Annotated in this window: 15 protein-coding genes; 2 read left to right on the top strand and 13 right to left on the bottom strand. The window is 63.7% G+C overall.

Going from position 1 to position 26,171, the window contains the following annotated elements; all coding sequences use genetic code 11:
- Positions 1–116: 116 nt before the first annotated feature.
- On the top strand, positions 117–2,222 hold the full coding sequence (gene pnp, locus MF6396_RS19425) for a polyribonucleotide nucleotidyltransferase (protein ID WP_043863817.1): 2,106 nt from the start codon (positions 117–119) through the stop codon (positions 2,220–2,222).
- Between the two features lie 75 nt (positions 2,223–2,297).
- On the opposite strand, the gene MF6396_RS19420 is transcribed toward pnp, so the two are convergent.
- Positions 2,298–7,358, bottom strand: coding sequence for a hypothetical protein (locus MF6396_RS19420; RefSeq protein ID WP_078481332.1), 5,061 nt, complete (start codon positions 7,356–7,358; stop codon positions 2,298–2,300).
- 326 nt (positions 7,359–7,684) lie between these two features.
- Here MF6396_RS19420 and MF6396_RS19415 point away from each other — a divergent pair, with 326 nt between their 5' ends.
- A complete protein-coding gene (locus MF6396_RS19415; protein ID WP_043863815.1) occupies positions 7,685–8,038 on the top strand; it encodes a BON domain-containing protein in 354 nt (117 codons plus the stop codon).
- Positions 8,039–8,175: 137 nt separating this feature from the next.
- Here MF6396_RS19415 and MF6396_RS19410 read toward each other — a convergent pair whose 3' ends face one another.
- From MF6396_RS19410 to MF6396_RS28245, 12 genes are all read right to left on the bottom strand, one after another.
- On the bottom strand, positions 8,176–11,157 hold the full coding sequence (locus MF6396_RS19410) for a DUF748 domain-containing protein (protein WP_443217215.1): 2,982 nt from the start codon (positions 11,155–11,157) through the stop codon (positions 8,176–8,178).
- 56 nt (positions 11,158–11,213) lie between these two features.
- Positions 11,214–12,230, bottom strand: coding sequence for a class I SAM-dependent rRNA methyltransferase (locus tag MF6396_RS19405; RefSeq protein WP_078481329.1), 1,017 nt, complete (start codon positions 12,228–12,230; stop codon positions 11,214–11,216).
- 59 nt (positions 12,231–12,289) lie between these two features.
- Positions 12,290–13,159 carry an oxygenase MpaB family protein gene (locus MF6396_RS19400; protein WP_058540550.1) on the bottom strand — a complete coding sequence of 290 codons (870 nt, stop codon included), beginning with the start codon at positions 13,157–13,159 and terminating at the stop codon, positions 12,290–12,292.
- A gap of 33 nt (positions 13,160–13,192) precedes the next feature.
- Entirely contained in the window at positions 13,193–15,127 is a 1,935-nt protein-coding gene (gene acs, locus MF6396_RS19395) for an acetate--CoA ligase (protein ID WP_078481328.1), read from the bottom strand.
- Between the two features lie 132 nt (positions 15,128–15,259).
- Positions 15,260–16,924 carry a glucose-6-phosphate isomerase gene (gene pgi / locus MF6396_RS19390; RefSeq protein WP_078481326.1) on the bottom strand — a complete coding sequence of 555 codons (1,665 nt, stop codon included), beginning with the start codon at positions 16,922–16,924 and terminating at the stop codon, positions 15,260–15,262.
- Between the two features lie 103 nt (positions 16,925–17,027).
- Positions 17,028–17,885, bottom strand: coding sequence for a pantoate--beta-alanine ligase (gene panC / locus MF6396_RS19385; RefSeq protein WP_078481325.1), 858 nt, complete (start codon positions 17,883–17,885; stop codon positions 17,028–17,030).
- A complete protein-coding gene (gene panB / locus MF6396_RS19380) occupies positions 17,882–18,682 on the bottom strand; it encodes a 3-methyl-2-oxobutanoate hydroxymethyltransferase (protein ID WP_043863808.1) in 801 nt (266 codons plus the stop codon). Before panB ends, panC begins: the two co-directional genes overlap by 4 nt.
- A 250-nt stretch (positions 18,683–18,932) precedes the next feature.
- Positions 18,933–19,409, bottom strand: a complete 477-nt coding sequence (gene folK / locus MF6396_RS19375) for a 2-amino-4-hydroxy-6-hydroxymethyldihydropteridine diphosphokinase (RefSeq protein WP_043863807.1) — start codon at positions 19,407–19,409, stop codon at positions 18,933–18,935.
- A gap of 6 nt (positions 19,410–19,415) precedes the next feature.
- Positions 19,416–20,801: a polynucleotide adenylyltransferase PcnB gene (locus tag MF6396_RS19370; RefSeq protein WP_078481324.1), complete on the bottom strand. Its 1,386-nt coding sequence runs from the start codon at positions 20,799–20,801 to the stop codon at positions 19,416–19,418.
- A gap of 697 nt (positions 20,802–21,498) precedes the next feature.
- Entirely contained in the window at positions 21,499–22,935 is a 1,437-nt protein-coding gene (locus tag MF6396_RS19365) for a sigma-54-dependent transcriptional regulator (RefSeq protein WP_043863805.1), read from the bottom strand.
- Positions 22,936–22,957: 22 nt separating this feature from the next.
- Entirely contained in the window at positions 22,958–25,912 is a 2,955-nt protein-coding gene (locus MF6396_RS19360) for a sensor histidine kinase (RefSeq protein ID WP_162484883.1), read from the bottom strand.
- A complete protein-coding gene (locus MF6396_RS28245) occupies positions 25,896–26,072 on the bottom strand; it encodes a hypothetical protein (protein ID WP_003250005.1) in 177 nt (58 codons plus the stop codon). Before MF6396_RS28245 ends, MF6396_RS19360 begins: the two co-directional genes overlap by 17 nt.
- Between the last annotated feature and the right edge of the window lie 99 nt (positions 26,073–26,171).

Below are 26,171 nucleotides of genomic sequence, written 5' to 3'. Positions count from 1 at the left end.
AGGGCAGGCTCCCAACCTCTAGTTTTATCTGGACTGCCAACAGGGCCGATTCCCTGTGCTGCCCAAGAATTCGCAAGAACCAGTTCCCCCAGAGCCACTGAAGAAGGTAGGAAACCGTGAACCCGGTAATCAAGAAATTCCAGTTCGGTCAATCGACCGTTACCCTCGAGACGGGCCGTATTGCTCGTCAAGCGTCCGGCGCCGTATTGGTCACCGTCGACAACGATGTCACCGTGCTGGTGACCGTGGTCGGTGCCAAACAGGCCGATCCAGGCAAAGGCTTCTTCCCCCTGTCCGTTCACTATCAGGAAAAGACCTACGCCGCCGGCAAGATCCCTGGTGGTTTCTTCAAGCGTGAAGGCCGTCCTTCCGAGAAAGAGACCCTGACCTCGCGTCTGATCGACCGTCCGATCCGTCCGCTGTTCCCTGAAGGCTTCATGAACGAAGTGCAGGTTGTCTGCACCGTCGTTTCCACCAGCAAGAAAACCGATCCGGACATCGCTGCCATGATCGGTACCTCGGCTGCGCTGGCCATCTCCGGCATTCCGTTCGAAGGCCCTATCGGCGCCGCCCGTGTCGCTTTCCACGAAAGCACCGGCTACCTGCTGAACCCGACCTACGAGCAACTGGCTGCCTCGAGCCTGGACATGGTCGTTGCCGGTACCTCCGACGCCGTGCTGATGGTCGAATCGGAAGCCAAGGAGCTGACCGAAGACCAGATGCTGGGCGCCGTGCTGTTCGCCCACGATGAATTCCAGGCCGTGATCCAGGCCGTCAAGGAACTGGCTGCCGAAGCCGCCAAGCCTACCTGGGACTGGACTGCCAAGGCCGAGAACACCCCGCTGCTGAGCGCCATTCGTGGCGAATTCGGTGCCGCGGTGTCCGATGCCTACACCATCACCGTCAAGGCCGACCGTTACGCTCGCCTGGGCGAGCTGCGCGAGCAGGTCATCGCCAAGTTCTCCGGCGAAGAAGGCCAGCCGACTGCCGCTGAAGTCAAAGAGATCTTCGGTGAAATCGAATACCGCACCGTTCGCGAAAACATCGTCAACGGCAAGCCACGTATCGATGGTCGCGACACCAAGACCGTGCGCCCGCTGAACATCGAAGTCGGCGTGCTGCCGAAAACCCACGGTTCGGCCCTGTTCACCCGTGGCGAAACCCAGGCCCTGGTCGTTGCGACCCTGGGTACTGCACGTGACGCACAGCTGCTGGACACCCTGGAAGGCGAGCGCAAAGACCCCTTCATGCTGCACTACAACTTCCCGCCGTTCTCGGTGGGCGAGTGTGGCCGCATGGGCGGTGCTGGTCGTCGCGAAATCGGTCACGGCCGTCTGGCCCGTCGTTCGGTCCAGGCCATGCTGCCGGCCGCCGACGTGTTCCCGTACACCATCCGCGTGGTGTCGGAGATCACCGAATCCAACGGTTCGAGCTCGATGGCTTCGGTCTGTGGCGCTTCCCTGGCCCTGATGGACGCTGGTGTACCGATGAAGGCGCCGGTAGCCGGTATCGCCATGGGTCTGGTCAAAGAGGGCGAGAAGTTCGCCATCCTGACCGACATCCTGGGTGATGAAGACCACCTGGGCGACATGGACTTCAAGGTAGCCGGTACCGCCAAGGGTGTGACCGCGCTGCAGATGGACATCAAGATCAACGGCATCACCGAAGAGATCATGGAAATCGCCCTGGGCCAGGCCCTGGAAGCGCGCCTGAACATCCTCGGCCAGATGAACCAGATCATTGGCCAGTCGCGTACCGAGCTGTCGGAAAACGCACCGACCATGATCGCGATGAAGATCGACACCGACAAGATTCGCGACGTCATCGGCAAGGGCGGCGCAACCATCCGTGCCATCTGCGAAGAAACCAAGGCGTCGATCGATATCGAAGACGACGGTTCGATCAAGATCTTCGGCGAAACCAAGGATGCTGCAGAAGCTGCGCGCCAGCGCGTTCTGAGCATCACTGCCGAAGCCGAGATCGGCAAGATCTACGTCGGCAAGGTCGAGCGCATCGTCGACTTCGGTGCATTCGTCAACATCCTGCCGGGCAAGGACGGTCTGGTTCACATCTCCATGCTGAGCGATGCTCGCGTCGAGAAAGTGACCGACATCCTGAAAGAAGGCCAGGAAGTCGAAGTACTGGTACTGGACGTGGACAACCGCGGCCGTATCAAGCTGTCGATCAAGGACGTTGCCGCCGCCAAGGCGTCGGGCGTCTGATGATGCAGCAGGGCAGGTAACTGCCCGGAAGTGCCAATGCCCCGTATCGCAGGATACGGGGCATTTTTTTTGCTTTCAGCCGGCAGCGCCGGCAAAGCGCCTGCGCCCCAGGTTGGTGATGATCAGGCTCAGCGAGTCGGCGTTGGCCAGGATCAAGTCGGTGCGTACCTGCGGATCGCTGTAGAACGCAGTGCGTGCAGCTGCCAGGGTGTTTGTCTTGCTTAGCCGAAAGATCGCGGGCAGGGCTCGTCCATCCTTTTTCCTGATATCTCTCCAGGTCTGGCTCGAGGTGTCGAAGGTTCTGAACAGCGCCTGGGCGGGGGTGTTGATCGAGAGCCCGTTCTGTTTGTAGCCAAGGATCGTCTGATAGGCGATACGCCCGCCCCGCGTGTGCTGGCTGATCTGGTCCGGGAAGGGGGCCGCGGCTTCCACGTAGGCGATATCCACGGTTCGAAGTACCTGGTGTGACAGCTCGTGTATCAGCGTCGTTGCTTGCTGGTGGGCGAGCAGCTCGATGGCCGGTGGCGTTGCGTAAATCGAAACGTCCCATGGCAGGGTGAACACGCGCTCGGTGAGAAAGATCCGCTTGCCGGGGTCGTTGTGGTAGGTGAAACCGTAGGTATCGCGCTGATCGGGCATGTTCATGCCCACCACGAGGCGTTTGGAGGTGACCGTGTCCATCGAGGCCGACAACAGCTCGTCCAGTATCCGCTGGGTATAGTCACGCAGCAGGCGTACTGTCTGGTCTGAGGGAGGGTGGTCGAACACGTTTTGCAAGATGCTCAGTGTTTCGGGCGGCAGGGGCGCCTGGGGCGAAGACAGGTTGAGGTTCTTCAGGCAGGTGTCCAGATAGTGGCGGCTCAAGGCATGGGCACGCAGTAGCATCTGGTACTTGGTCGGCTGGAGCGCGGCAATGTTCTTCATCCCCGAAGCCAGCGTGGTGTAGCGCAGGGATATGTCTTCGTCGGCCAGGGCCGTTTCGAAACTGCTGTAGGCCGCACCGCCGCCACGCAAGCCTTCCTGCAGATCAACCTGCCACTGATTTCCCGTTCTTTGCAGCGTGGGCCCGAGTCGGCCCTGCTTGATGATCTGCCACTGCTGTGCTGGCTTGGCCACTTCATAGACGTGGCCCGCGATCACGCAATAGAAACGCTCGGTACCCGGGGCGAAATAAAGCCCCAGGGTGGTGTTGCGGACCATGTCCTTGAGTTGCACGTTCTGCGCCTGCAGGTCACTCAGCCGGTTGGGTACCAGGGGGTTGAGCAGTACCTCGTTCCAGGCAGGGTCCAGTTCCAGTGCAGGCGTGACGGGTGAAGGCTCGTTAGGTGTCTTCCTGCTTATGCTCGAGCCACCTGGGCGCATCATGACCAGGCCACTCAGGGCGGTGACGAACTCCGCAAGCGATTCGCCCCAGTTGTGCTGCAAAGCGGCGTTACCGGATGCCTGCAACCACTGGACACTTTGTAGCGAGCTGAGCATGGCTGCCAGCTTTCCAGGCAGGAAAAACGAACTCTGCTCGATGGCAAGGCCCATTACATAGCGCAGCACATTCCAGTATTCCTCGGCGGTAGTTACCGTGCGTGCCTTGGTCAGTGCCCGCAGGAATGCCACGTTCTCGGTGAACAGGTAGTCAAGGGCATTGCCTTCGATCTCGCTGCGCACCAGTTGAACCGCACCGGGGGTGGGCGAGAAATCGAACAGGTCCGATGAGGACCAGAACAAATGGGGGTGAAGAAAGCCGTTGTGGTCGTATCGCGACTGCACCGTGTCGGGAAGCCGGTTCAGAATATCTCGTTGCAGCTCTGGGTCCGAGAGGATGGCACTGCGCAGTGCGCCCTGGTCCTTGAACTCGAGCAACATCTTGTGTGGCCGGTAGGCGCAGTACAACACCAGGGGCCCGTCCTGTTCGCCCTGCGGGCCGATCACATACATGCCCCTCACGGTATCGGGGGCGAACCCTTGCTCGGCCCGTAGCTGCAATTGGCACAGGGTGATCTTCCTGCCCTCGACCAGGTCGCGGGCGAGGGCATCCGGCTTGGCCAGCACATGGGAAAAGTAGTAAAGCGCCTTGGCCGATAGTTTGTTGTCCAGAAAATGCTGATACCCCTCTTCCATCAGGTAGGCGGTGGATACCAGCGTGTAGCGATGACGGCGTTCGAGGTAGTCGGGATCCTGCGGGGTTAACTTCTTCTCGAGCAGGGCACGGTATGCACTGGCCACGTCGAGGCGGTCGATCATGTTGCGGATGGTGGCTGCTTCCAGCGCTTCAGGTGCCATGCCTGGTCGCGTGACGCTGACCTTCATGCTTGTCGCTGTGCCGGTCAACCGGCTGTGGGTCAGGGCGTACTCGCTCAGTGTCTTGGTGGTGGTGGCCAGGTCCGAGGAAATCGGCGAGGGCGTCTGGCCGGGCATTACCGGGTTGGGGGTGAAGTGCGTGAAGGTGACGGTAATCAGGTCGGGATCGTCCGGTGCGCTCGGGTAATCCTGGGCGAGCCCTGCCTTGAGCTGCTGGTTGGCGAAGTCGTTGAGCGTTGGGATCGAGAACAGGTAGTTGAACTTGGGGTTGCTGACACGGGCGCAGGCCTGCACCAGTTGCGCGTAGTTTTTCATTTGCTGCGGTGTCGCGTTGCATAGCCATGCCGGTAGAAGGGTGCGCAAATACTGAACCTCGAGGCTGTCGCGTACCCGCTGCAAGGCCCCTTCGAACGGGTGCCTGGCGGCCTGGTTATCGATGAAGCGTTGCAGCAATGAGGTGCCGAGCCTGCTGCGCAGGGCATAGCCCAGGTAGTAACGCCGGGTTGCAGCACGAAAGCGTGCCGCACTGTGTTCAACAAACGCGAACAGCTCGCTTTGTTCGATGAGGCGTACGCTGGGCTGACTGGCACCTGGAAGCTGCGCCAGGGTGTGCCAGTTGCGCAGGTCTTCGGCGTTCACCAGGCTCAGCCACTGATGAAGCTTCTCCGGGTCGTCGAATGCGCCGGTCATTTCAGAGCGCAAGGCTGCTTCGCTGCTGAATTGACTCAGTGGCTCCAGCGGTGACCAGAGCAACAGGCTGTCATTGTCGGCCGTTGCCCGCTGCAGCACGAATGCATCGGCCAGTGGCAGCAGCCCGGCCTTGCCGGGTACCGACAAGCTCAGGCTGTGCAGGCGAATGGCACTGTGCCCCGGCCGGTCCAATGCTTGCTGCAGCAGGTCGAGCAGCGCGTCATCGATCACGCCGTTCTCGCGGGCTTGCTCCAGTTCGATGCGCAGCAGCGCTTCGTACAAGCTGCGCATGCTCGTGAGCGGGGACACCACACTGTCCTTCAGGCGCAACCGACCCGTGTCGAACGCCTCGAGTTGTTCAAGGTAGGTCGAGGCAAAGCCCGCTTTAAGGGTGTCGATCTGTTGCCGGATCACGGGTGCCGACGGCCACGACAGTGGCAAGCCTTGCCGGTCCTGCACCTGATCCTGCGGCGCGTGCTGGTTGCCTGTTTCGCCCAGCTGTTCGAGAAACCTGTCGACCACCGTGCCAGTCTTTTCTGCCCATTTGAGCTGGATGTCCAAGGGGTGCAACTGGCCGTCGCTGATGGCGTCGAGGCTGGGGGCAAGCATGTCCAGAACACAGGACTGCACCTTCGGCTGGGCGGTGGCCAGGGATTGAAACAGCTGATGCAGTGCCCTGGCACGGGTGAGGCGCTCCACCAGCGTAACGCTCTGGCTGGGTGGCACGGGCAGCCTCATGGCGACTGCTGGCTGTGCATCGGGCAGCCATCGACCGTTGACCCCCAGGTGGGTCAGGCGCCTGTCCACCAGCGCGCGCATGTCCAGTGCATCTTCGACCCCGGCCATGGCCGTGCTGCTCTGGGCACCGGGGAAGCGTAGTGCGTGGGCAAGACGCCGGTTGACCAGTGCGATCAGCGCATCAGCAAGTGCGAGGAACATCGGTTGACCGACCTCGACCAGCCTGACCACAGGCGTCGCGCTGGCTTGCAACTGCTCCCAGTCATCGCGGCTGATCGAGGCGGGGCAAGCAGGTTGTGTGAGCAGGGCCTGGCAATGCCGTTCAAGGGCGGCCTGATCGGCGAAGTATTGGAACCCGGTTCGTGTGCTGAACAGGAACACCCCCTTGCTGGTATCGGTCGGTTGCTGCAGGGCCAGGCTGTCGGCCAGCAGCACCGTCCTACCCATGTCCTGAGCCGCTGGCACCAACGCCAGGCTACACACCCGCAAGGCGCCCAGGTCGGGGATCAGCGCTTCACGCAGCCATTGCAGCTGAGGGGTGTCGATGCGTTGTTCATTGGCCGCTCGCAACAGCGTACGACAGTAGTTGTCGGCAAGGCCAAGAGCCAGGGCTTCGCGGTTATCGCTGCCCACGTCGTTGTCGACACTGCTCCAATAGCTTCGCAGGGCCTGTGCAAAGGCCCCCGGAACGGCCTTGGCAGTGCTGGCAAGGGCCTGCTCGCAGGCGAGCGGGTCGGGCGTGTCGTGCGTTGCGGTGCCATCGCGTACGAAGCGGCGCTTCAGGTCGATGCCCAGTGGCTGGCCGCTGAACGCGTCCAGTGCAACATCGGCCAGGGCCTGCGTGCGCACCACGCTGGCGTTACTGGCAATGACCTGGACCCGTTGTTGCGCGATGTCGTCGACGCCCTCCAGCAGCGTCGAGAAGGCTGTGCTCAAGCAACTGTCGAGAACACCGGTCAGGGTGGGCAGTTTGGCCAGCCCGCCGGATTGCCCCCGCAGCAGATCGATTTGCTGTTGCATCAGGTGGTGTGACCACCGCGTGAACACGGCATCGCTCAGGTTCACGAACTGCAGCGGTTCGCTCGGCACGCCCAGGTGAGTCAGCTGGGCCTGCAGGGCACTTTCAAGCTGTTGCAGCGTGTTGAAGCCCTGTACGCCATGCAATGGGCTGTACAGGTAGGTCGCCTCAAGCAGTGGGTCTCGCTGATGAATGACCAGGCAATTGGCAGACAGTGGCTGCAGGTTGCCTGTCACCTCCACCCGCATGCTCGCCGGCAGGGTCGTTTGATCGGCCAGGCGATGCAGCCACCGCGCTTCGATGATGCTCAGGCTCAGGTCGCGCTGTGCGGTCTCCAGCGCGGTGATGAAGCCTGCGCGCAAGGTGCCGGGCTCAAAGTAGGGCATCACGATCATGGCGTTTCCTGCAGCGGGGGACCCGGTTCATCCGGCTCACGACGCCTGCCACGTTAGAGGGTGCCCTGTTGAAGGCAGTGGTACATATTGCAACGCCCGTTGGATTCCCGGGCATGGGTGCGGCGGTATTTTGTGAACATGCAACTTGCACGCGCATCCATCGCAAAGCATGCAATGTGCACGATGGGCTATTTTTTGGTGATTTTTAACCTGTTGATTTTTAAAGGTTTTATTTTTTATTCGGGTTGGCACAGCTTCTGCAATATCCCTGTTACCTGCTGCCAGGAATGACGGCGCAGACCTTTCGAAAAACAGGAGTGTCTCGTATGAAGAAGTTCGCTATTGCTGCTGCTACTGCCACCGCGCTGACCCTGACCATGGCTAACGCCGCCTTTGCAGCCCAACCTGCATCGCAAGCACCGATGATGCTGGCTGCTGGTGAAATGACCAAGGCCAAAGAAGAAACTTCCGATACCTGGATTACCACCAAGGTCAAAGCCGACCTGGTCACCGAGAAAGGCATCCCGGGTACCGACATCAAGGTCGAAACCAACAAAGGTGTGGTTTCCCTGTCCTCGACCACCGCGATCACCGAAGCGCAGAAAACCACTGCGGTGAACATCGCCAAGAAAATCAAGGGCGTGAAAGCCGTTTCGGCTGATGGCCTGAAAGCCGAGTAAGCGTTTCGCTCGCTGATCCTGACGGTTCATGCGAAAGGCCACACGGAGGTGGCCAACCCTAAAGCCCCGGCGCAGTCAGCCGGGGCTTTTCTTTGTGCGCTGGAACACTGGCCTGGCGTCAGTGCTCCCCGCCAGCCCTACTCGGCGTCCAGGTGCAGGGGCGAGATCACCCGGCCATCCGCTTCGGCCTGGCCCAGCGTGGCGTCGATGAAGTACACCCGGTCGTCTTGCAACTGACCCTTGTCGACCAGGTAGTCCTTGATGCTGCTGGCGCGTGCCTGACCGAGCTGACGCAGCAGCACGGTGCTCTCGGCCCATGACTTGATCACCGCTTCCTGCAGCTTGGCAGTGCGCTGTGCACGGTCCAGCTGCTCCCACTCGGCCGGTGGCTGCTGCTTGAGACGGGTGCGGTAGATACCCTCGAGCATGGCCGGCTTGTCGCCATCGGGCACCTGCAGTTGCGAGGCCTGTGCCGGCACCTTGTCGCCGCGACGCTGAAGGATCTTGTAGTAGGTGCTCTGGTACTCACGATCCAGACGCTGTGCGGCAATCAGTGGCCCGTCGCTGCTCTGGGCGCTGGTGCCTTCGATTTCCAGGCGCAGGGCAGGGCGTTCCTTGAGTGCTGCCGCCAGCTTGTCCAGCGAGCCCTGGGCATCGCTGCTCAGCTCGCTTGAGCCGGGGGCGAAGGACACGGTGCCCAGGTCTTCGGAACCGCCACCACTGACCAGCCCGCCGATGAACTTGAACGGCGCCTGGGCGGCGCGCAGCACCAGGTTGCGCAGGGTCTGCCACACGATCGGCATTACGCTGAACTGCGGGTTGTTGAGGTCGCCCGACACCGGCAGCTCGATGGAGATCTTGCCCTCGGTGTCCTTGAGCAGCGCGATCGCCAGGCGAATCGGCAGGTTGACGGCGTCGGGGCTGTCGACCTTCTCACCCAGTTGCAACTGCTCGACCACCACCTTGTTCTCGGCCTTGAGCTGGCCCTTGGTGATCAGGTAATGCAGGTCCAGGTTCAGGCGGCCCTTGCGAATCCGGTAGCCGGCGAACTTGCCCGAGTACGGCGTCAGGGTCGTCAGCTCGACACGCTTGAAGCTGGTGGCGATGTCCAGGCTGGCCATCGGGTCGAACGGGTTGAGCGCGCCCTTGATGGTGACGGGCGCATAACGGTCCACCTTGCCCTTGATATCGACCTTGGCCGGGTGTGGCTGGCGGTTGTCGATGGTGCCGATCTGGCCGTTCAGCTGCTGGATGGCGGTGGCGAAGTTGGGCGTCAGGCTGAAGTCGGCGAAGTTGGCCGAGCCATCGTTGATGTCGATGCCACCGATACGGATACCCAAGGGCTTTTCATTGCTGGCCGTGCGCTTGCCCTGGGGCTTGGCGGCGCCGTTGGCCGGCTGCGGAATCAGCAGGTCATCCACGCTGGTGGTGCGGTCTTCGTTGATCATGAAGCGGGCATAGGGCTGCTGCAGGGTCACCTTGGCAATGCTCAGCGCATCGCCGTGGCGATAGTCCAGGCCGTCCACGTTCAGTTGCTGCCATTTGACGAAGTCACGGCCCTTGATGGTGTCCAGGGTATGCAACTGATTGACCTGCGCCTTGCCGGTGACGCTGAACGCCAGCGGGGCGGTGTTCTTCAGGTCCACGTTCAGGTCGCTGCCGAGCATGCCGCTGCGCAGCTCCAGGCGAATGAACGGGCTGATGTAGGCCTGGGCGACCCGCAGGTCGATGTCCTGTGTGCTGACCTTGAGCCGGGCGCTGACCGGTGCCAGGTTGACCTCACCCGATGCCTGCAGCTTGCCCTGGCGGCCGACGCCGCTGTCGAGCTTGAGGGTGAAGGGGCTCTTGTTGAGGCTGTCGAAGTTCTGCAGGTCGAGGTTGAGCGGTCCGACATCCAGCGCCACCGCTTCTTTCTGCGAGCGATCGGCCAGATGAACCTGGTAGTTGCGCAGTTGCACGTCGCGCAGCAGCACCTGCCACGGCTTGCCGGGCGCGGCCTTGGCGCTGGCTTCCTGCGGCGCGGCCCCGGCAGTGGCCGGCTCGGCCTTTTCCTTGGGGGTGGCCTTGGCAGGCTGGCTGGCGAAGAGTTTTTGCCAGTCGAGCTGGCCGTCGGCTTCCAGGGCAGCCCAGGTTTCCAGCTTTTCACTGCGGATCTTGCCGACCGTGACCAGCTGTTTGGCCAGGTCGACCGTGGTTTCACTCACGTCCAGTCGGGCCAGGCGGGCCAGCGGGCGACCGTCCGGGGCCTTGATCGCGAAGGGGGCGATGCTGAGCGAGGCGTTGTCCAGCAGCAGCTCGGTTTCCTTCGACAGGTTGAGCTTGTAATGGGTGTCCAGGTTGAGCACGCCGTCTTCAAGCACCAGCGGCAGGGCGTCGCGCACGTACGGCCACCACACCTTCATCTTGCCGTCGGTGACCTTGAGGGTGCCTTCGGAGGCGATCGGTACCAGGCTGATGGTGCCGGCCCAGTCGATGCGCCCGCCCTCTGGCCCGGCGGCCACCAGGGTCATGTCGGCATTGTCGTCGGGCAGGGTGCTGAGGTTCTTCAGCTCCAGGTTCATCGAGTCGTAGAGGAACTCGATCGGCTCGCTCGGGCGCAGGTCCTGGAAGTGCAGGTAGCCCTCGCTCAGCTTGATGCTGCCGATGCGCAGCGGGAACGGTTCGCTTGCCGGCGTCTCGGGCTTGGGCTCGCTGGGCGGCAGCTTGAACAGCTGGGTCAGGTTCAGGCTGCCGTCCTTGGCGAACAGCAGCTCGGTGCGCGGCTTGTCCAGCTCGACGGCTGCCAGGTGCAGGGCACCGGACCACAGGCTGTCGAGCTGCAGGTTGGCGTAGAGGCGTTCGAAGCCGACCTGCTCCTTGCCGGTCTCGCCGATCTGCAAGCCCCATAGCGTCAGCTCGAGGCTGAACGGATTGAGCTCGATACGCTGGATGTGCGCCGGCACGGTGGCGTAACTGGCCAACTGCTGATTGGCGATGCGCAAGGCTACGCCAGGCAGGATCAGGAAACCGAGGAGGCTGTACAGGGCCAGGCCGGCCAACAAGGCGCCGAGGGCGCGTTTCAATCCTTTGGGCATGTGCGGCGTCGTCTGTCTAGAGCGGGAGTGCTTGGAGTATGGCACGTTAATTCGGTTCCGAAGGTAGTCCGAAATACCGGACCACCTGCGGTTTTTTCCACTTACAGCTGCAGGATCAAGCACTTCAGGGGCGGCTGTCCGTCCAGTGACGGGAAGTCGTCTGCCGGCTTGAGCACCTGCCATTCCCGCACCGGGCGGCCGATCTTCTGTGCGCAACGCAGTACTTGCTCGCGCCAGTCGTCGAGGCCAACCTTGGCCAGGTTGTTGCAACAGATCAGCACGCCGCCTTCGGCCGTGCTCAGCAGGGCGGGCTTGAGCAGGCTCTGGTAATCACGCAGCAGGTCGACGGTGCCGAACGCGCTCTTGGCCCAGGCAGGCGGGTCGAGCAGTACCAGGTCGAACTCGCGCGGCTCCAGGCGCGGGTAGGCCGGCAGCTTGTGCCCGCGACGCTGGCTGACCGGCAGGCCTGCCAGCTGGCGAATGGCCGGAAAGTAGTCGGACTGGATGAACTCCATGGGCGCCAGTTGCGGGTTGAGTGCGCCGTTCTCGCGGCCAACGGCCAGGTTGCCTTCGGCGAAATCCAGATTGCACACCGCGCTGGCACCTCCGGCGGCAGCGCTCAGGCCTACCCCGCAGGTATAGGCGAACAGGTTGAGCACGCGTTTGCCGGCACTGTGTTGCTTGACCCAGCCACGGGCATTGCGCAGGTCCAGAAACAACAGCGGGTCCTGGCCGGCATGGCGACCGCGCACGCGGTAGTTCAGGCCCCACTCGTGACCGACCAGGTCGGCCAGCGCGGCCTCGCTGGGCTGGTAGACCGGGTCGCGCCGGTCGATGCGGCTGTTGCCCTGGGAGCGGTCGTTGTACACCAGCAGCAGTGGCAGGCCCAGTTCGCGCTCGATGTGCCCATGCAGGTCCAGCAGGGCATCGCGCTCGAGGGTGTGGTGAAAGCTCTGTACCAGCAACTGCGGTCCATAGCGGTCGACGGTCAGTCCGCCCGCGCCTTCCTGGCTGCCGTGGAACAGCCGGTAACAGTCGGTGCCCTGGGAGTGCAGCTCACTTAGAAGCTGCTGGCGGGCGTCGAGGGCGGCGCGCAGCGCCTGATTCAAGGAGGACATGCACGTAGCCTTGGTTTGCGGGCGTGCAGTTTAACAGCAGGCGGGTGCCTTGCACCTGTTCAGGCGCAGCCCACTCGCCGCCTGGCCCGGTGCAGCGAACTGTCGCGCATGGCCCAGCGCAGCACCGGCGCCGTGCTGTCGATGCCCAGGCCTACCAGCCGCCGCTTGAGCGGGTGCGGCGTGCGCTCGAGCAGTTCGCCGGCCCAATCGGGCAGCAGGTTGATCCCCGCCTGCATCATCAGGTTGGCCACCGGTTTGGCCAGGCGGCTCGGCGCCGGGGCCTCCAGCAACACACGCACCACTTCGCGGCTGCGCTCGTCGCATACCAGTTGCGGGCGCATGGCTTGCAGGTAGTGCGCCACCGCCTGGCGCGAACGCGGCACGTTGCGAGCCCCCAGGCGTTCGGCCACCAGGGCGATCTCGGCGTAGTAGGCGTCCTGGTCGGCCAGCGAGAGGTGCGGGTTGCGGTAGCGCAGGTGCGCGGCCATGAAGCTGCTGACTTCGGCCACGTGCACCCAGGTCAGCAGGTCCGGGTCACTGGCGGCATACGGGCGGCCATCGGCCGCGGTCCCCACCACCTGCAGGTGAATGGTGCGTACCTTGTCGATCAGCCATTCGGCGTCGCGGGTGGAGCCGAAGGTGGTGCCGGAGATGAACTGGCTGGTGCGGCGCAGGCGGCCGATGATGTCCTGGCGAAAGCTGGAATGGTCCCACACCCCGGCCAGGGCCAGCGGGTGCAGCACCTGCAGCAGCAAGGCGCTGATACCGCCGATGAGCATGCTGGGGAAATCCCCGTGCACCTGCCAGCTGATGCTGCGCGGACCGAACAGCCCGGGGTCGCCCTTGGGCTGTTCGAGGTCGAGTTGGCCCAGGGCCAGGCCCGTGAGGCTCAGCAACTGTGTTTCGATACGGCGGCGTAGCGCTTCCATGGGTACCTTGAGGCACCGTCGCCGCGGTGCCGTTCATTGATTCAGGCGTTTTTCGATCAGGCCTTGGACCACGCTCGGGTCGGCCAGGGTCGAGGTGTCGCCCAGGTTGTCCAGCTCGTTGCAGGCGATCTTGCGCAGGATGCGGCGCATGATCTTGCCCGAGCGGGTCTTGGGCAGTGCTGGCGCCCACTGGATCAGCTCGGGTTTGGCAAAGCTGCCGATCTCCTTGCTGACCAGCGCCAGCAGTGCCTGCTTGAGGTGGTCGTCCGGGGTCACGCCGTTCATGGGCGTGACGAAGGCATAGATGCCCTGGCCCTTCAGGTCGTGAGGGTACCCGACCACGGCGGCTTCGGCGATGCTGTCGTGCAGCACCAGGGCACTTTCCACCTCGGCAGTGCCGATGCGGTGCCCGGACACGTTGATCACGTCGTCGATGCGCCCGGTTATCCACAGGTCGCCATCGGCATCGCGGCGCGCGCCGTCGCCGGTGAAGTAGTAGCCCGGCAGGGGTTTGAAGTAGGTGTCGATCATGCGCTGATGATCGCCGTATACGCTGCGGATCTGCCCCGGCCAACTGGCCTTGATCGCCAGCAGCCCGCTGCCGGGGCCCTCGATCAGCGCGCCCTTGTCGTCCAGCAGCACTGGCTGCACGCCGAACAGCGGACGGGTGGCGCAACCGGGCTTGATGTGGCGGGCGCTGACCAGCGGGCTGAGCATGATGCCGCCGGTCTCGGTCTGCCACCAGGTGTCGACGATCGGGCAGCGCTTCTCACCGACTTTCTCGAAGTACCATTCCCAGGCTTCCGGGTTGATCGGCTCGCCCACGCTGCCCAGCAGGCGCAGGCTCTTGCGCGAGGTACCGTCGAGCGGCGCCGAACCTTCGCGCATCAGTGCCCGCAGAGCGGTGGGGGCGGTATAGAAGATGTTTACCTGGTGCTTGTCGACCACCTGCCAGAAGCGCGAGGCATTGGGGTAGTTGGGCACGCCTTCGAACATCAGGGTGGTGGCGCCGTTGGCGAGCGGGCCGTAGACGATGTAGCTGTGGCCGGTTACCCAGCCGACATCGGCGGTGCACCAGAACACCTCGCCGTCGCGGTAGTCGAACACCACCTTGAAGGTCAGGGCGGCCTGCAGCAGGTAGCCGGCGCTGGTGTGCAGCACGCCCTTGGGCTTGCCGGTGCTGCCGGAGGTGTAGAGGATGAACAGCGGGTCTTCCGCATCCATCGGCTCGGGCGGGCAGTCGTCGCCCACCTGGCTGATTGCCTCGTGGTACCAGAGGTCGCGGCCTTCGTTCCAGTCCACCGGGCCGCCGGTGCGGCGTACCACCACCACGCTGCTGACGTCCGGGCAGCTTTGCAGGGCCTTGTCGACGTTGTTCTTCAGGCCAATGCTCCTGGCGCCGCGCACGCCTTCGTCGGCGGTAATCACCGTGCGGCAGTCGGCGTCGAGGATGCGGTCGCGCAGGGCGTCGGGGGAAAAGCCGCCGAACACCACCGAGTGAATCGCGCCGATGCGGGTACAGGCCAGCATGGCGAAGGCAGCTTCGGGAATCATCGGCATGTAGATGCACACCCGGTCGCCCTTTTTCACCCCGCGCTGCTTGAGCACGTTGGCCAGGCGGCACACCTGCTGATGAACCTGGCGGTAGGTGAGGGTGGTGGACTGCTGCGGGTCGTCGCCTTCCCAGATGATCGCCGGCTGGTCGCCGCGCTGAGCCAGGTGGCGGTCCAGGCAGTTGTAGCTGACGTTGAGTTTGGCATCCTTGAACCAGGTTGCCTGGCCCGTGCGCAGATCGCTCTGCTGAACAGCCGACCAGGGGATGATCCAGTCCAGGCGCCTGGCTTGTTCGGCCCAGAAGGTGTCGGGATCGTCTACGGACTGGCGATACAGGCGCTGGTAGTCGGCCTGGGAGAGTTGTGCCGCCTTGCTGACGGCATCGGCTTCGGGGTAGTCGCTGATATCGAACATTGGGGGGCCCTTTCCTGTTGGATAGGTGTCGCTCCCATCGCGGGCCAAGCCCGCTCCCACGCGGTGTGCATCGTACCTGTGGGAGCGGGCTTGGCCCGCGATGGGTACAACAACATCCCGACAGTGTAGCCCTTAGCCCCGGTGACGCCCGCGGAAGTAGTTGATCAGGCCCTGGGTCGAGGCATCTTCGGCCGGCTCTTCGATACCGCCGGTCAGGCGCTGGTACACGCCCTTGCCCAGTTCCTTGCCAAGCTCCACTCCCCACTGGTCGAAGGCATTGATGCCCCACACCACGCTCTGCACGAACACCTTGTGCTCGTACATCGCCACCAGCGCGCCCAGGCGCCGCGGGCTGATGCGCTCCACCACCAAGGTGTTGCTCGGACGGTTGCCCGGGATCACCTTGTGCGGCGCCAGGCGCTGCACCTCGGCTTCGGCCATGCCCTTGTCGCGCAGCTCGGCCTCGGCCTCGGCGCGGGTCTTGCCGAGCATCAACGCCTGGCTCTGGGACAGGCAGTTGGCGTACAGCCACTGGTGGTGGTCGGCCACCGGGTTGAAGCTCACCACCGGCACGATGAAGTCGGCCGGGATCAGCTGGGTGCCCTGGTGCAGCAACTGGTGATAGGCATGCTGGCCGTTGCAGCCCACGCCGCCCCAGATCACCGGCCCGGTGTCGTGGTCGACCGGGGTGCCGTCCTGGCGCACGCTCTTGCCGTTGGACTCCATGTCCAGTTGCTGCAGGTGCTTGGTGATGTTGCGCAGGTAATGGTCGTACGGCAGGATCGCGTGGCTCTGGGCGCCCCAGAAGTTGCCATACCACACGCCCAGCAAGGCCAGCAGCACCGGCATGTTCTGCTCGAACGGTGCGGTCTGGAAGTGCTGGTCCATGGTGTAGGCACCCGACAGCAGCTCCTTGAAGTTGGCGGTGCCGATGGCCAGGGCGATCGGCAGGCCGATGGCCGACCACAGCGAATAGCGTCCGCCTACCCAGTCCCACATCGGGAAGATGTTCTCTTCACGGATACCGAAGGCCACCGCAGCGGCCTTGTTGCTCGATACGGCGATGAAGTGCTTGTACAGCTCGGCTTCCGAACCACCCTGGGCCAGGTACCAGACCCGAGCCGCCTGGGCGTTCTTCAGGGTTTCCAGGGTATTGAAGGATTTGGACGACACGATGAACAGCGTGGTCTCGGCACGCAGCTTGGCCGACAGCTCGTGGAATTCGCTGCCGTCGATATTGGCCAGGTAGTGGCAGCGCACGCCGCGCTGGGCGTAGGGCAGCAGGGCCTCGGAGACCAGCTCCGGGCCGAGGAACGAGCCGCCGATGCCGATGTTGACCACGTCGGTGATCGGCTTTTCGCTGTAGCCGCGCCACAGGCCGTCGTGGATGCGCCCCACCAGCTCGGTGACCTGATTCAGCACCTTGTGCACGTCGGGCATGATGTTCACGCCATTGACGCTCAGTTTGTCGCCCACCGGGCGCCGCAGCGCGGTATGCAGGGCCGGGCGGCCTTCGGAGGCGTTGACGATTTCGCCGGCGAACAGCGACTTGATCGCGTCCTGCAGGCCCACTTCGTTGGCCAGCCCCACCAGCAGGTCGCGGGTCTGGCGGTCGATGAGGTTCTTCGAATAGTCCAGAAACAGCCCGCAGCTGCTCAGGCTGAACTGCTCGAAGCGCTGCGGGTTGGCGTTGAACGCTTCGCGCATGCTGAAGCCCTGCATGGCGCTGCGGTGTTGCTGGAGCGCCTGCCAGGCGGGCAGCGTAGTGACATCGTGGGGGGTGCGGTAGTACGCCATCGCTGCAGGTTTCCTTGGTACGTGAACTGCCTTTGACACTGGAAAGACGGGCCCGTTTCCAGTGTGGCAGGTTAATTGCCCGGCAGCCCGGCCGGGTGCGTTGTCACTGTTCGTCGAGGTTCAGGTGAAGGTTGTCGATCAGGCGCGTGGCGCCCAGTACCGCTGCCACCAGAATCACCAGGTCGCGGTCGTGCGCCCCTGCCGGGCGCAGGTTCAGCGCCTGACGGATTTCCAGGTAGTCGGGCTTGAAGCCGGCCTCCACCAGTTGTTGCCGACCTTCGGCGATCAGCACCTCGAAGTCACGGCGGCCCTGGCCGATTGCCTGGGCGATCCGGCTCAGGGTGCGGTAGATCGTGGGCGCAGTGGCACGTTGTGCGTCGGTCAGGTAACCGTTGCGCGACGACAGGGCCAGGCCGTCCTCGGCGCGCACGGTCGGTTCGCCGATGATCTGGATGGGCAGGTTGAGGTCGCGCACCAGCGCGCGGATCACCGCCAGTTGCTGGAAGTCCTTCTGGCCGAACACGGCCAGGTCGGGCTGGACCATGTTGAACAGCTTGCTGACCACCGTGGCAACACCCTCGAAGTGCCCGGGACGGCTGGCGCCACACAGCCCTTCGGACAGGTGCGGCACGCTGACCAGGGTCTGGGCCGCCATGCCGTCGGGGTACATTTCTTCGACGTTGGGGGTGAACAGCAGGTGGCAGCCGGCCTGCAGGAGTTTTTCCTGGTCGGCGGCGAGGGTGCGCGGGTACTTGTCGAGGTCTTCGTTGGCGCCGAACTGCAGCGGGTTGACGAAGATGCTCGCCACCACGAAATCTGCCCGCTGCGCGGCCTTGGTCACCAGCGCGGCATGCCCGCTGTGCAGGTTGCCCATGGTGGGCACGAAGCCGATGCGCTTGCCCTCGCTGCGTGCGCGGGCGACCGCAGCGCGCAGTTCAAGGATGGTCTTGACGGTGTTCATGCGCTGAACCCATGTTCGGTGCCGGGGAAGGTCACGCCCTTGACGGCTTGCACGTAGGCACCGAAAGCACCGGCAATGTCGGGCTGGCCGAGCATGAAGTTCTTCACGAACTTGGGCACGCGGCCGCTGAGCGACAGGCCGAGCATGTCGTGCATCACCAGTACCTGGCCATCGGTGGCGCTGCCGGCACCGATGCCGATGACCGGAATGGTCACGGCCTGGGTGATTTCCGCCGCCAGCTCGCTGGGCACACATTCGAGCAGCAGCATGGCTGCGCCGGCCTGCTCCAGGGCGATAGCGTCGGCGCGCATCTGCCGTGCCTGGTTCTCCTGGCGGCCCTGGACCTTGTAGCCGCCCAGGATGTTCACGGTCTGCGGCGTGAGGCCCATGTGCGCACACACCGGCACGCCGCGTTCGGCCAGCAGGCGAATGGTCTCGGCCAGCCAGGCGGCGCCCTCGACCTTGACCATGTGCGCGCCGGCCTGCATCAGTGCGCCGGCATTGGCGAAGGCCTGCTCGGTGGTGGCGCAGGCCATGAAGGGCAGGTCGGCCAGAATCAGCGCACCCTGGTTGCCGCGCTTGACGCAGGCGGTGTGGTAGGCCATTTCGGCGTTGGTCACCGGCAAGGTGCTGTCATGGCCCTGCAGGACCATGCCCAGGGAGTCACCCACCAGCAATATTTCCACGCCGGCCTGACTCGCCACCTTGGCAAAGGTCGCGTCATAGCAGGTCAGCATGGTTATTTTCTCGCCCTTGGCCTTGAGGCCTTGCAGGGTGGTCAGGGTTACTTCTGGCATGAAAGGAATCCTCGTTCAGGCGCTGTGAAAAACGACTGCGTACAACGCGTGTATTCATCTACTGGAACAGCACATCATCGATTGTGGTGTTTGGAGTACAACCCTGTTCCAGGCCTATATACGCCTTATGCGGCGCCGGGGCGCTGCGGGACGCCTATAGTCGTGAGCACGAAGACTGAAGTCAATTACCCTGTTACCGCATTGTTACGAAGGCGCTGTTACGGGCGTTACCGCGTGGGGGAGCGCCCGGTTACAGGCGCTCGAGGCCAACGAACGGGCATTCTGCCAGCCATTGCGCGAGGGGGCGCTGGTCGGGCAGGCAGAAGTCGCCGGGCACCAGCTCTGCCAGGGGGTACAGCACGAACGGGCGGGCGTGCATGTGATAGTGGGGAACCTTCAGGCGCGGCTCGTCGAGCACCTGATCGGCATACAGCAGGATATCCAGGTCCAGGGTGCGTGGGCCCCAGCGTTCCTTGCGTTCGCGGCCCTGGTCGGCCTCGATGGCCTGCAGGGCATCGAGCAGCGCCAGCGGCGCCAGCGAAGTATCGAGCGCCGCAACCGCGTTGGTGTAGCGCGGCTGGCCAGGCGACAGCGAGTCGCTGGCGTAGAACGACGACACACCGGCCAGTTGCGAACCCGGCAACCGGCCCAGCGCCTCGAGGGCGCTGCGCAGTTGCTGTTGCGGGTCGGCCAGGTTGCTGCCCAGGCCGATGTAGGCACGCACCATGCGGCGTTACTCGCCTGCGCCGTCGGCGCGCTTGCGCTTGCTCGGGCTGCGCTTGCGTTTGCGCGGGCCCGCGCCGGCGCCGTCGTCGCGGCTGCCCAGGTCACGGATCATGTCGCGGCGCTCGCTGTCGTTGCATTCCTGGTAGTCGGTCCACCATTGGCCCAGGCCGTCGGTTTCCTCGCCCGCGCTCTCGCGCAGCAGCAGGAAGTCGTAGCCGGCGCGAAAACGCGGGTTGTCCAGCAGCAGGTCGGCACGTTTGCCGCGGCGCCGTGGCAGGCGCTCCTGCATGTCCCAGATCTCGCGGATCGGCATCGTGAAGCGCTTGGGGATCGCAATGCGCTGGCACTGTTCGGCGATCAGCTCGTGGGCGGCTTCCTGCAGGGCCGGGATCGGCGGCATGCCGCGGCTCTGCAGGCGCAGGGCACGCCCTGGCAGCGCCGGCCAGAGCATGGCGGCGAACAGGAAGGCCGGGGTGACCGGCTTGCCTTGCTTGATGCGCAGGTCGGTGTTGATCAGCGCCTGGCTGATCAGGGTGTGGGTGTAGGTCGGCTGGTCTTCCAGCGCCTGGGCACTGGCCGGAAACAGCGGGTCGAACAGTTGCAGGTCGACCAGCATCTCGAAGGTGTCGGCCGCATAGCCGGACAGGAACAGCTTCAGGGTTTCTTCGAACAGGCGTGCGGCAGGGATTTCACGCAGCATCGGGGCCAGCTCGCGGATCGGCTGCACGGTGTGCTTTTCGATACCGAAGTTGAGCTTGGCCGCGAAGCGCACGGCCCGCAGCATACGTACCGGGTCTTCCTGGTAGCGCTGCACAGGGTCGCCGATCAGGCGGATCAGACGGTTGCGGATATCGTGCACGCCGTTGGCGTAATCGAGAATGCGCTCGCTGACCGGATCGTAGTACAGGGCGTTGATGGTGAAGTCGCGGCGCTGCGCGTCTTCTTCCAGGGTGCCGTATACATTGTCACGCAGGATGCGCCCGCTCTCGTTGCGTGAAGAGGTGTGGCTGTTCTCTTCCTCGACCTCGGGATGGTTGGCGCGGAAGGTGGCGACTTCGATGATTTCGCGACCGAAATGGATATGCACCAGCTTGAACCGCCGGCCGATGATCCGGGCGTTGCGAAACTCTGCACGGACCTGTTCGGGGGTGGCACTGGTGGCGACGTCGAAGTCCTTGGGGGTAATGCCCAGGAGTTGATCGCGAACGCAACCGCCGACCAGGTAGGCCTGGTAGCCTGCGTTCTGCAGGCGCTCGACGATGTTCACCGCGTGGCGGCTGAACTGGCCACGTTGCAGTGAATGCTGGCCGCTATTGATCACTTCGGGCGTGGTGCGAATGTGGTGCTGGCCACGCACGGTAGGACGGAATGACTGGAACAACTTCTTCAGCATGGGATGCACTGTTTGAAGGAATGTTCGGCCAAAAACGAAGAATGGCCGCATGATGGGCGGGGATTCTAGCATTTACTCGAAGGATGGTGTAGGCGGGTGCATCGGGCGGGCTGAAAGCCGGAAACTACAAGGGGAGCCGAAGCTCCCCAAGAAGTAGTTGCATGCTCTTATTGTTCTTTTGCCGGGCTTCTTGTTTTTGTTGAGTGCCCTACCCACAAAACCGCAAGGCTTGTGGGTGTTCTCCCTAACCGGGAGTCAAGAGCAAACGGATTGCTTTGGTCGCTGAGGTTGCAGTGATCATGCGATCCAACCAGTTCAGGCCCTGCTTGAGTGCAGTTTTTGTTGTTCTCTGCCTGGTTGTGGGGCAAGCCCCAAATACAACTCCTCTCCAAAAGAATCAGTTAGCTGCGCCTCCGCCGTCTTGTTCTTATTGTGCGTGAGCCGATTCGTCTTATTTTTATTGTCTTTTGCAGTGCTTGTTATTGTTCTTGTACCGAACATATAGCAGGTGCCGTGCCAACTTTTGCAAACCCCAGTAAAACAAGGGGTTAGGCGGTTTTGGGGGCGTTTGGCGGGCATAAAAAAACCGGGGATTCGTTACCGTATGCCCCGGTTTCTGTTACGTGATCAGCGTGAGGTAACATTTTTTTCACACGCCCTGGTGTTACCTGCCGGTAACACCGGTGCGCGTGCTGGCTCAGCTTTCGCTGGTGGCCCCGCTCTTGCGCCGCGGGATACCCAGGCGCTGACGACGTTCCCACAGGCATTTGCGGCTGACACCGAGCTTGCGGGCCAGCTCGGTCTCGGTCATGTGGTCCTGGTGTTCGAGTACAAAGTGCTGGAAGTAGTCTTCCAGTGACAGGTCTTCGGTCGGTTCGTGGCTGGTGTTGCTGGCGGCGCCACCGGCAGACGGCAGGCCGGCGAACACGTCATCGTCTTCCAGGTCGGCCAGCTCGATGTCGATGCCCAGCAGGTCGGCAGAGATTTCCGGGCTTTCGCACAGGATCACCGCGCGCTCCACAGCGTTTTCCAGCTCTCGCACGTTGCCCGGCCAGGAGTAATGACGAATGGCCTGTTCGGCGTCATGGGCAAACTTCAGGTCGTTGCGCCCGATGCGTGCGCTCTGGCGGGCGAGGAACGCATTGGCGATCTCGTTGACGTCGGCGCCACGCTCGCGCAGGGCGGGCAGCTTGAGGGCGATCACGTGCAGGCGATAGTAAAGGTCTTCGCGGAACTGGCCGACCTTGGCCAGGTTCTTCAGGTCGCGGTGGGTGGCGGCAATCAGGCGCACATCGACCTTTTGCGATTGCACCGAGCCCACCCGTCGGATCTCGCCTTCCTGCAGTACGCGCAGCAGGCGGGCCTGGGCTTCGAGCGGCAGTTCGCCGATCTCGTCGAGAAACAGTGTGCCCCCGTCGGCCGCTTCGACCAGGCCGGCACGGCCGGCGCTGGCGCCGGTGAACGCGCCCTTTTCGTGACCGAACAGCTCGGACTCGATCAGGCTTTCGGGAATCGCCGCGCAGTTGACCGAAATCATCGGCGCCTTGGCCCGGCGTGACAGGTTGTGCAGCGCGCGCGCCACCAGCTCCTTGCCGGTACCCGATTCACCCTGGATCAGTACATTGGAGTCGGTGGGCGCGACCTTGCGGATCTTGCCGTACAGGTCCTGCATCGGCGGGCACGAGCCGATGATGCCGATTTCGCCATTGGCATTGCCCGGCTTGTCCGCCGGGGCCGCCTTGGCGCCGGCGCTGCTGCGCTCGGCAGGGGCGGCGGGGGCGTTCTGGCGGTCGCGCAGGATGCGGGCGACGGCCTGGAGCATCTCGTCGTGATCGAAGGGCTTGGCGATGTAGTCCACTGCGCCCATCTTCATCGAGTCGACGGCCGAGCGCAGGCTGGCGTAGCTGGTCATGATCAGCACCGGCTTGCCTTCGCCCAGCTTGATCAGCTCGGTACCCGGTGCGCCGGGCAGGCGCAGGTCGCTGACAATCAGGTCGAAGCTCGGAATGCTGAAGCGTTCCTGGGCCTCCTGTACCGAGCCGGCTTCGCTGACCTGGTACTGGTTGCGTTCGAGCAGGCGACGCAAGGCCGAGCGGATGATGGTTTCGTCTTCGACGATCAGAATATGCGGCATTGATTCAATTCTCTCGACGGTCTCAGTTCACAGCGGACGTCGCTACGACATGACGCGGCAGGGTCACACGGATCCGGGTGCCACGCTGGCTTTGAGTATCGGCCGGGCTGTCGATGGTGATTTGTCCATAATGCTCTTCCACGATGGAATAGACCAGAGCGAGCCCCAGCCCGGTGCCTTCGCCCGGATCCTTGGTGGTGAAGAAGGGTTCGAACAGCCGGTCCATGATGCTCTTCGGAATGCCGCTGCCTTCGTCCTCGACGATCAGGTCGACGGTGTGCTCGCTGGCTTCGCTCTTGACCCGTACCGCCGTGCCGGCCGGCGATGCATCGCGGGCGTTGGACAGCAGGTTGATGAGTACCTGCGCCAGGCGCTGCGGATCGCCGTCGACCCAGTGCTCGGGGTCGCACAGGTTGAAGAACTGTACTTCGAAATTGCGCCGGTTCAAGGCCAGCAGACCGATGGCATCCTGCGCCACTTCGGCCAGGCACACCGGTTCGTCACTGTGCTGGTGGCTGCCGGCGTGGGCGAAGCTCATCAGCGACTGGACAATGCGCGAGATGCGTTTGGTCTGCTCCAGGATCTGGCTGCTCAGCTCGGTGATCTCGCCGTCGTCCTCGCGCTCTTCACGCAGGTTCTGCGCCAGGCAGGCGATGCCGGTGACCGGGTTGCCGATTTCGTGGGCGACCCCGGCGGCCAGGCGGCCGATGCTGGCCAGGCGCTCGGAGTGCACCAGCTTGTCTTCGAGCATCTGGGTTTCGGTGAGGTCTTCCACCAACAGCACCAGGCCGCTGTTGCCCGGTGCCAGGGGCTCGTCGATGGCCGCCTTGTGCAGGTTGAGCCAGCGGGTCTGCCCGTCCAGGCCCAGGCGCTGCTTGTGCAGGTGCTCGTCGGGCACGTTGATGAACCCCAGCAACAGGCCGCGCCAGGGTTCGCCGATGGTGGTCAGGCGCGAGCCGACCACACGCTTGGCGGGGATGCCGGTCAGCTCTTCCATGGCCCTGTTCCACATCAGGATCTCCTGATCCTTGGCCAGCGAGCAGACGCCCATGGGCAGCTCCTGCAGGGTCTGGCGGTGGTAGCGGCGCAGGGCATCGAGCTCGGCGGCCAGGCCGGTGAGGCGCGAGTGATAGTCTTCCAGGCGGCTCTCGATGAAATGGATGTCTTCGGTCACGTAGTTTTCGCTGCCCGACTTGTACGGCAGGAAGGTCTCGACCATGTCCTGTGCCACGCTGGGGCCCATCAGGCCCGACAGGTTGGCCTCGATGCGGTCGCGCAGACGTCGCAGGGCGTACGGGCGGCGTTCGTCGAAGGGCAGGTACAGGTCGCGCAGGGCTTGCTCGACTTCTTTCTGCGCGGCCTTGGCGCCCAGTGGCTTGGCCAGCTGGGTGGCGAATTCCTGCGGCGAGGCGGCGTGCAGTTCGCGCCGTTGCGGACGGCGCACGTTATCCACGGCGCAGGCCTCGGCGGCGGCGACTTCCTCGGCGCTGGCGTTGCTGAACAGCGAGATCAGGGTGAACAGCAGCACGTTGGCCGCCAGCGAGGCGATCGCCGCCATGTGCCAGCTGGTGTCGTCGAGCACATAGATCATGTTCAGCAGCGGAATGTAGAAGCCCTGCAGGTTGCCCACCAGCGGCAGCAGCATGGTCACCATCCACACCAGGATCCCCGCCAGCAGGCCGGCGATGAAGCCGCGCCGGTTGGCGGTGGGCCAGTACAGCACCGACAGCACGCCGGGCAGGAACTGCAGGGTGGCAACGAAGGCGACGATGCCCAGGTTGGCCAGGTCCTGCTGGGCGCCGAGCAGCAGATAGAAGCCGAAACCGGCGGCGATGATCGCCACGATCAGCGCGCGGCGCGTCCATTTCAGCCAGCGATAAATGTTGCCTTCGGCCGGCGGCTGGTACAGCGGCAGCACCAGGTGGTTCAGCGCCATGCCCGACAGCGCCAGCGTGGTGACGATGATCAGCCCGCTGGCAGCGGATAGCCCGCCGATGTAGGCCAGTAGCGCCAGGGCCTGATTGTTGGCGGCGATGCCCAGGCCCAGGGTGAAGTATTCCGGGCTGGTGCTGGCGCCCAGCTTGAGCCCGGCCCACAGGATAAGCGGTACCGCCAGGCTCATCAGCAGCAGGAACAGCGGCAGGCCCCAGCTGGCGCTGACCAGCGAGCGCGGGTTGAGGTTCTCGGTAAAGGCCATGTGGTACATGTGCGGCATCACGATGGCCGAGGCGAAGAACACCAGCAGCAGGGTGCGCCACGGGCCTTCCTGCAAGGGTGTGTGCAGCGCGGCGAGGGCGGTCTGGTTCTGCAGCAGCCACACCTCCAGCTCGTGCGGGCCGCCGAACACCCCGTACAGCGCATACAGGCCGATACCGCCCAACGCCAGCAGCTTGACCACCGACTCGAAGGCGATGGCGAACACCAGCCCTTCGTGTTTCTCGCGGGTGGCGATATGGCGTGAGCCAAAGAAGATGGTGAACAGCGTGATCATGGCGCAGAAGGCCAGGGCCACGCGACTCTTGACCGGCTCGCCGGTGAGGATGCTGATGGAGTCGGCCACGGCCTGGATCTGCAGGGCCAGCAGCGGCAGCACGCCGATCAGCATGAAGATCGTGGTGAGGGCGCCGGCCCAGGTACTGCGAAAGCGGAACGCGATGAGGTCGGCCAGCGACGAGAGCTGGTAGGTGCGGGTGATCTTCAGGATCGGATAGAGCAGCACCGGGGCGAGCAGGAATGCACCGGACACTCCCAGGTAGCAGGCCAGGAAACCGTAGCCGTACTGGTAGGCCAGGCCGACTGTGCCGTAGAAGGCCCAGGCACTGGCGTACACGCCCAGCGACAGGGTATAGGTCAGTGGGTGGCGAATGATCGAGCGCGGGATCATGCCGCGCTCGCTGATCCAGGCCACGCCGAACAGCACCAGCAGGTAGGCGGCGCTGATCAGGATCATCTGGGTCAGGCTAAAGCTCATCGGCATCACGTTGGCTCTGCAGGATAAAGGTCACGACGATCAGGATCAGCCACAGCAGGTAGGGGCGATACCAGGCGCCGGTGGGTTCGATCCACCAGTCCATGATGGCCGGGGAGAACAGGTAGATCCCCACTACCAGAAGCAGGACCAAGCGATAGATGTACATGCGGGCCTCGTTGGCTGTGGACGCTGCGTGCCTGGGCTTATTATTGGCGCAAATCGGCGTCGATGGTAACGGAAGGGCCGATGCCTGCAAACGACCTTC

The sequence above is a fragment of the Pseudomonas sp. MF6396 genome (assembly GCF_002018915.1).
In the GTDB taxonomy this organism is placed as follows: domain Bacteria; phylum Pseudomonadota; class Gammaproteobacteria; order Pseudomonadales; family Pseudomonadaceae; genus Aquipseudomonas; species Aquipseudomonas palmensis.
This window is presented reverse-complemented; position numbering and strand designations above follow the sequence as displayed.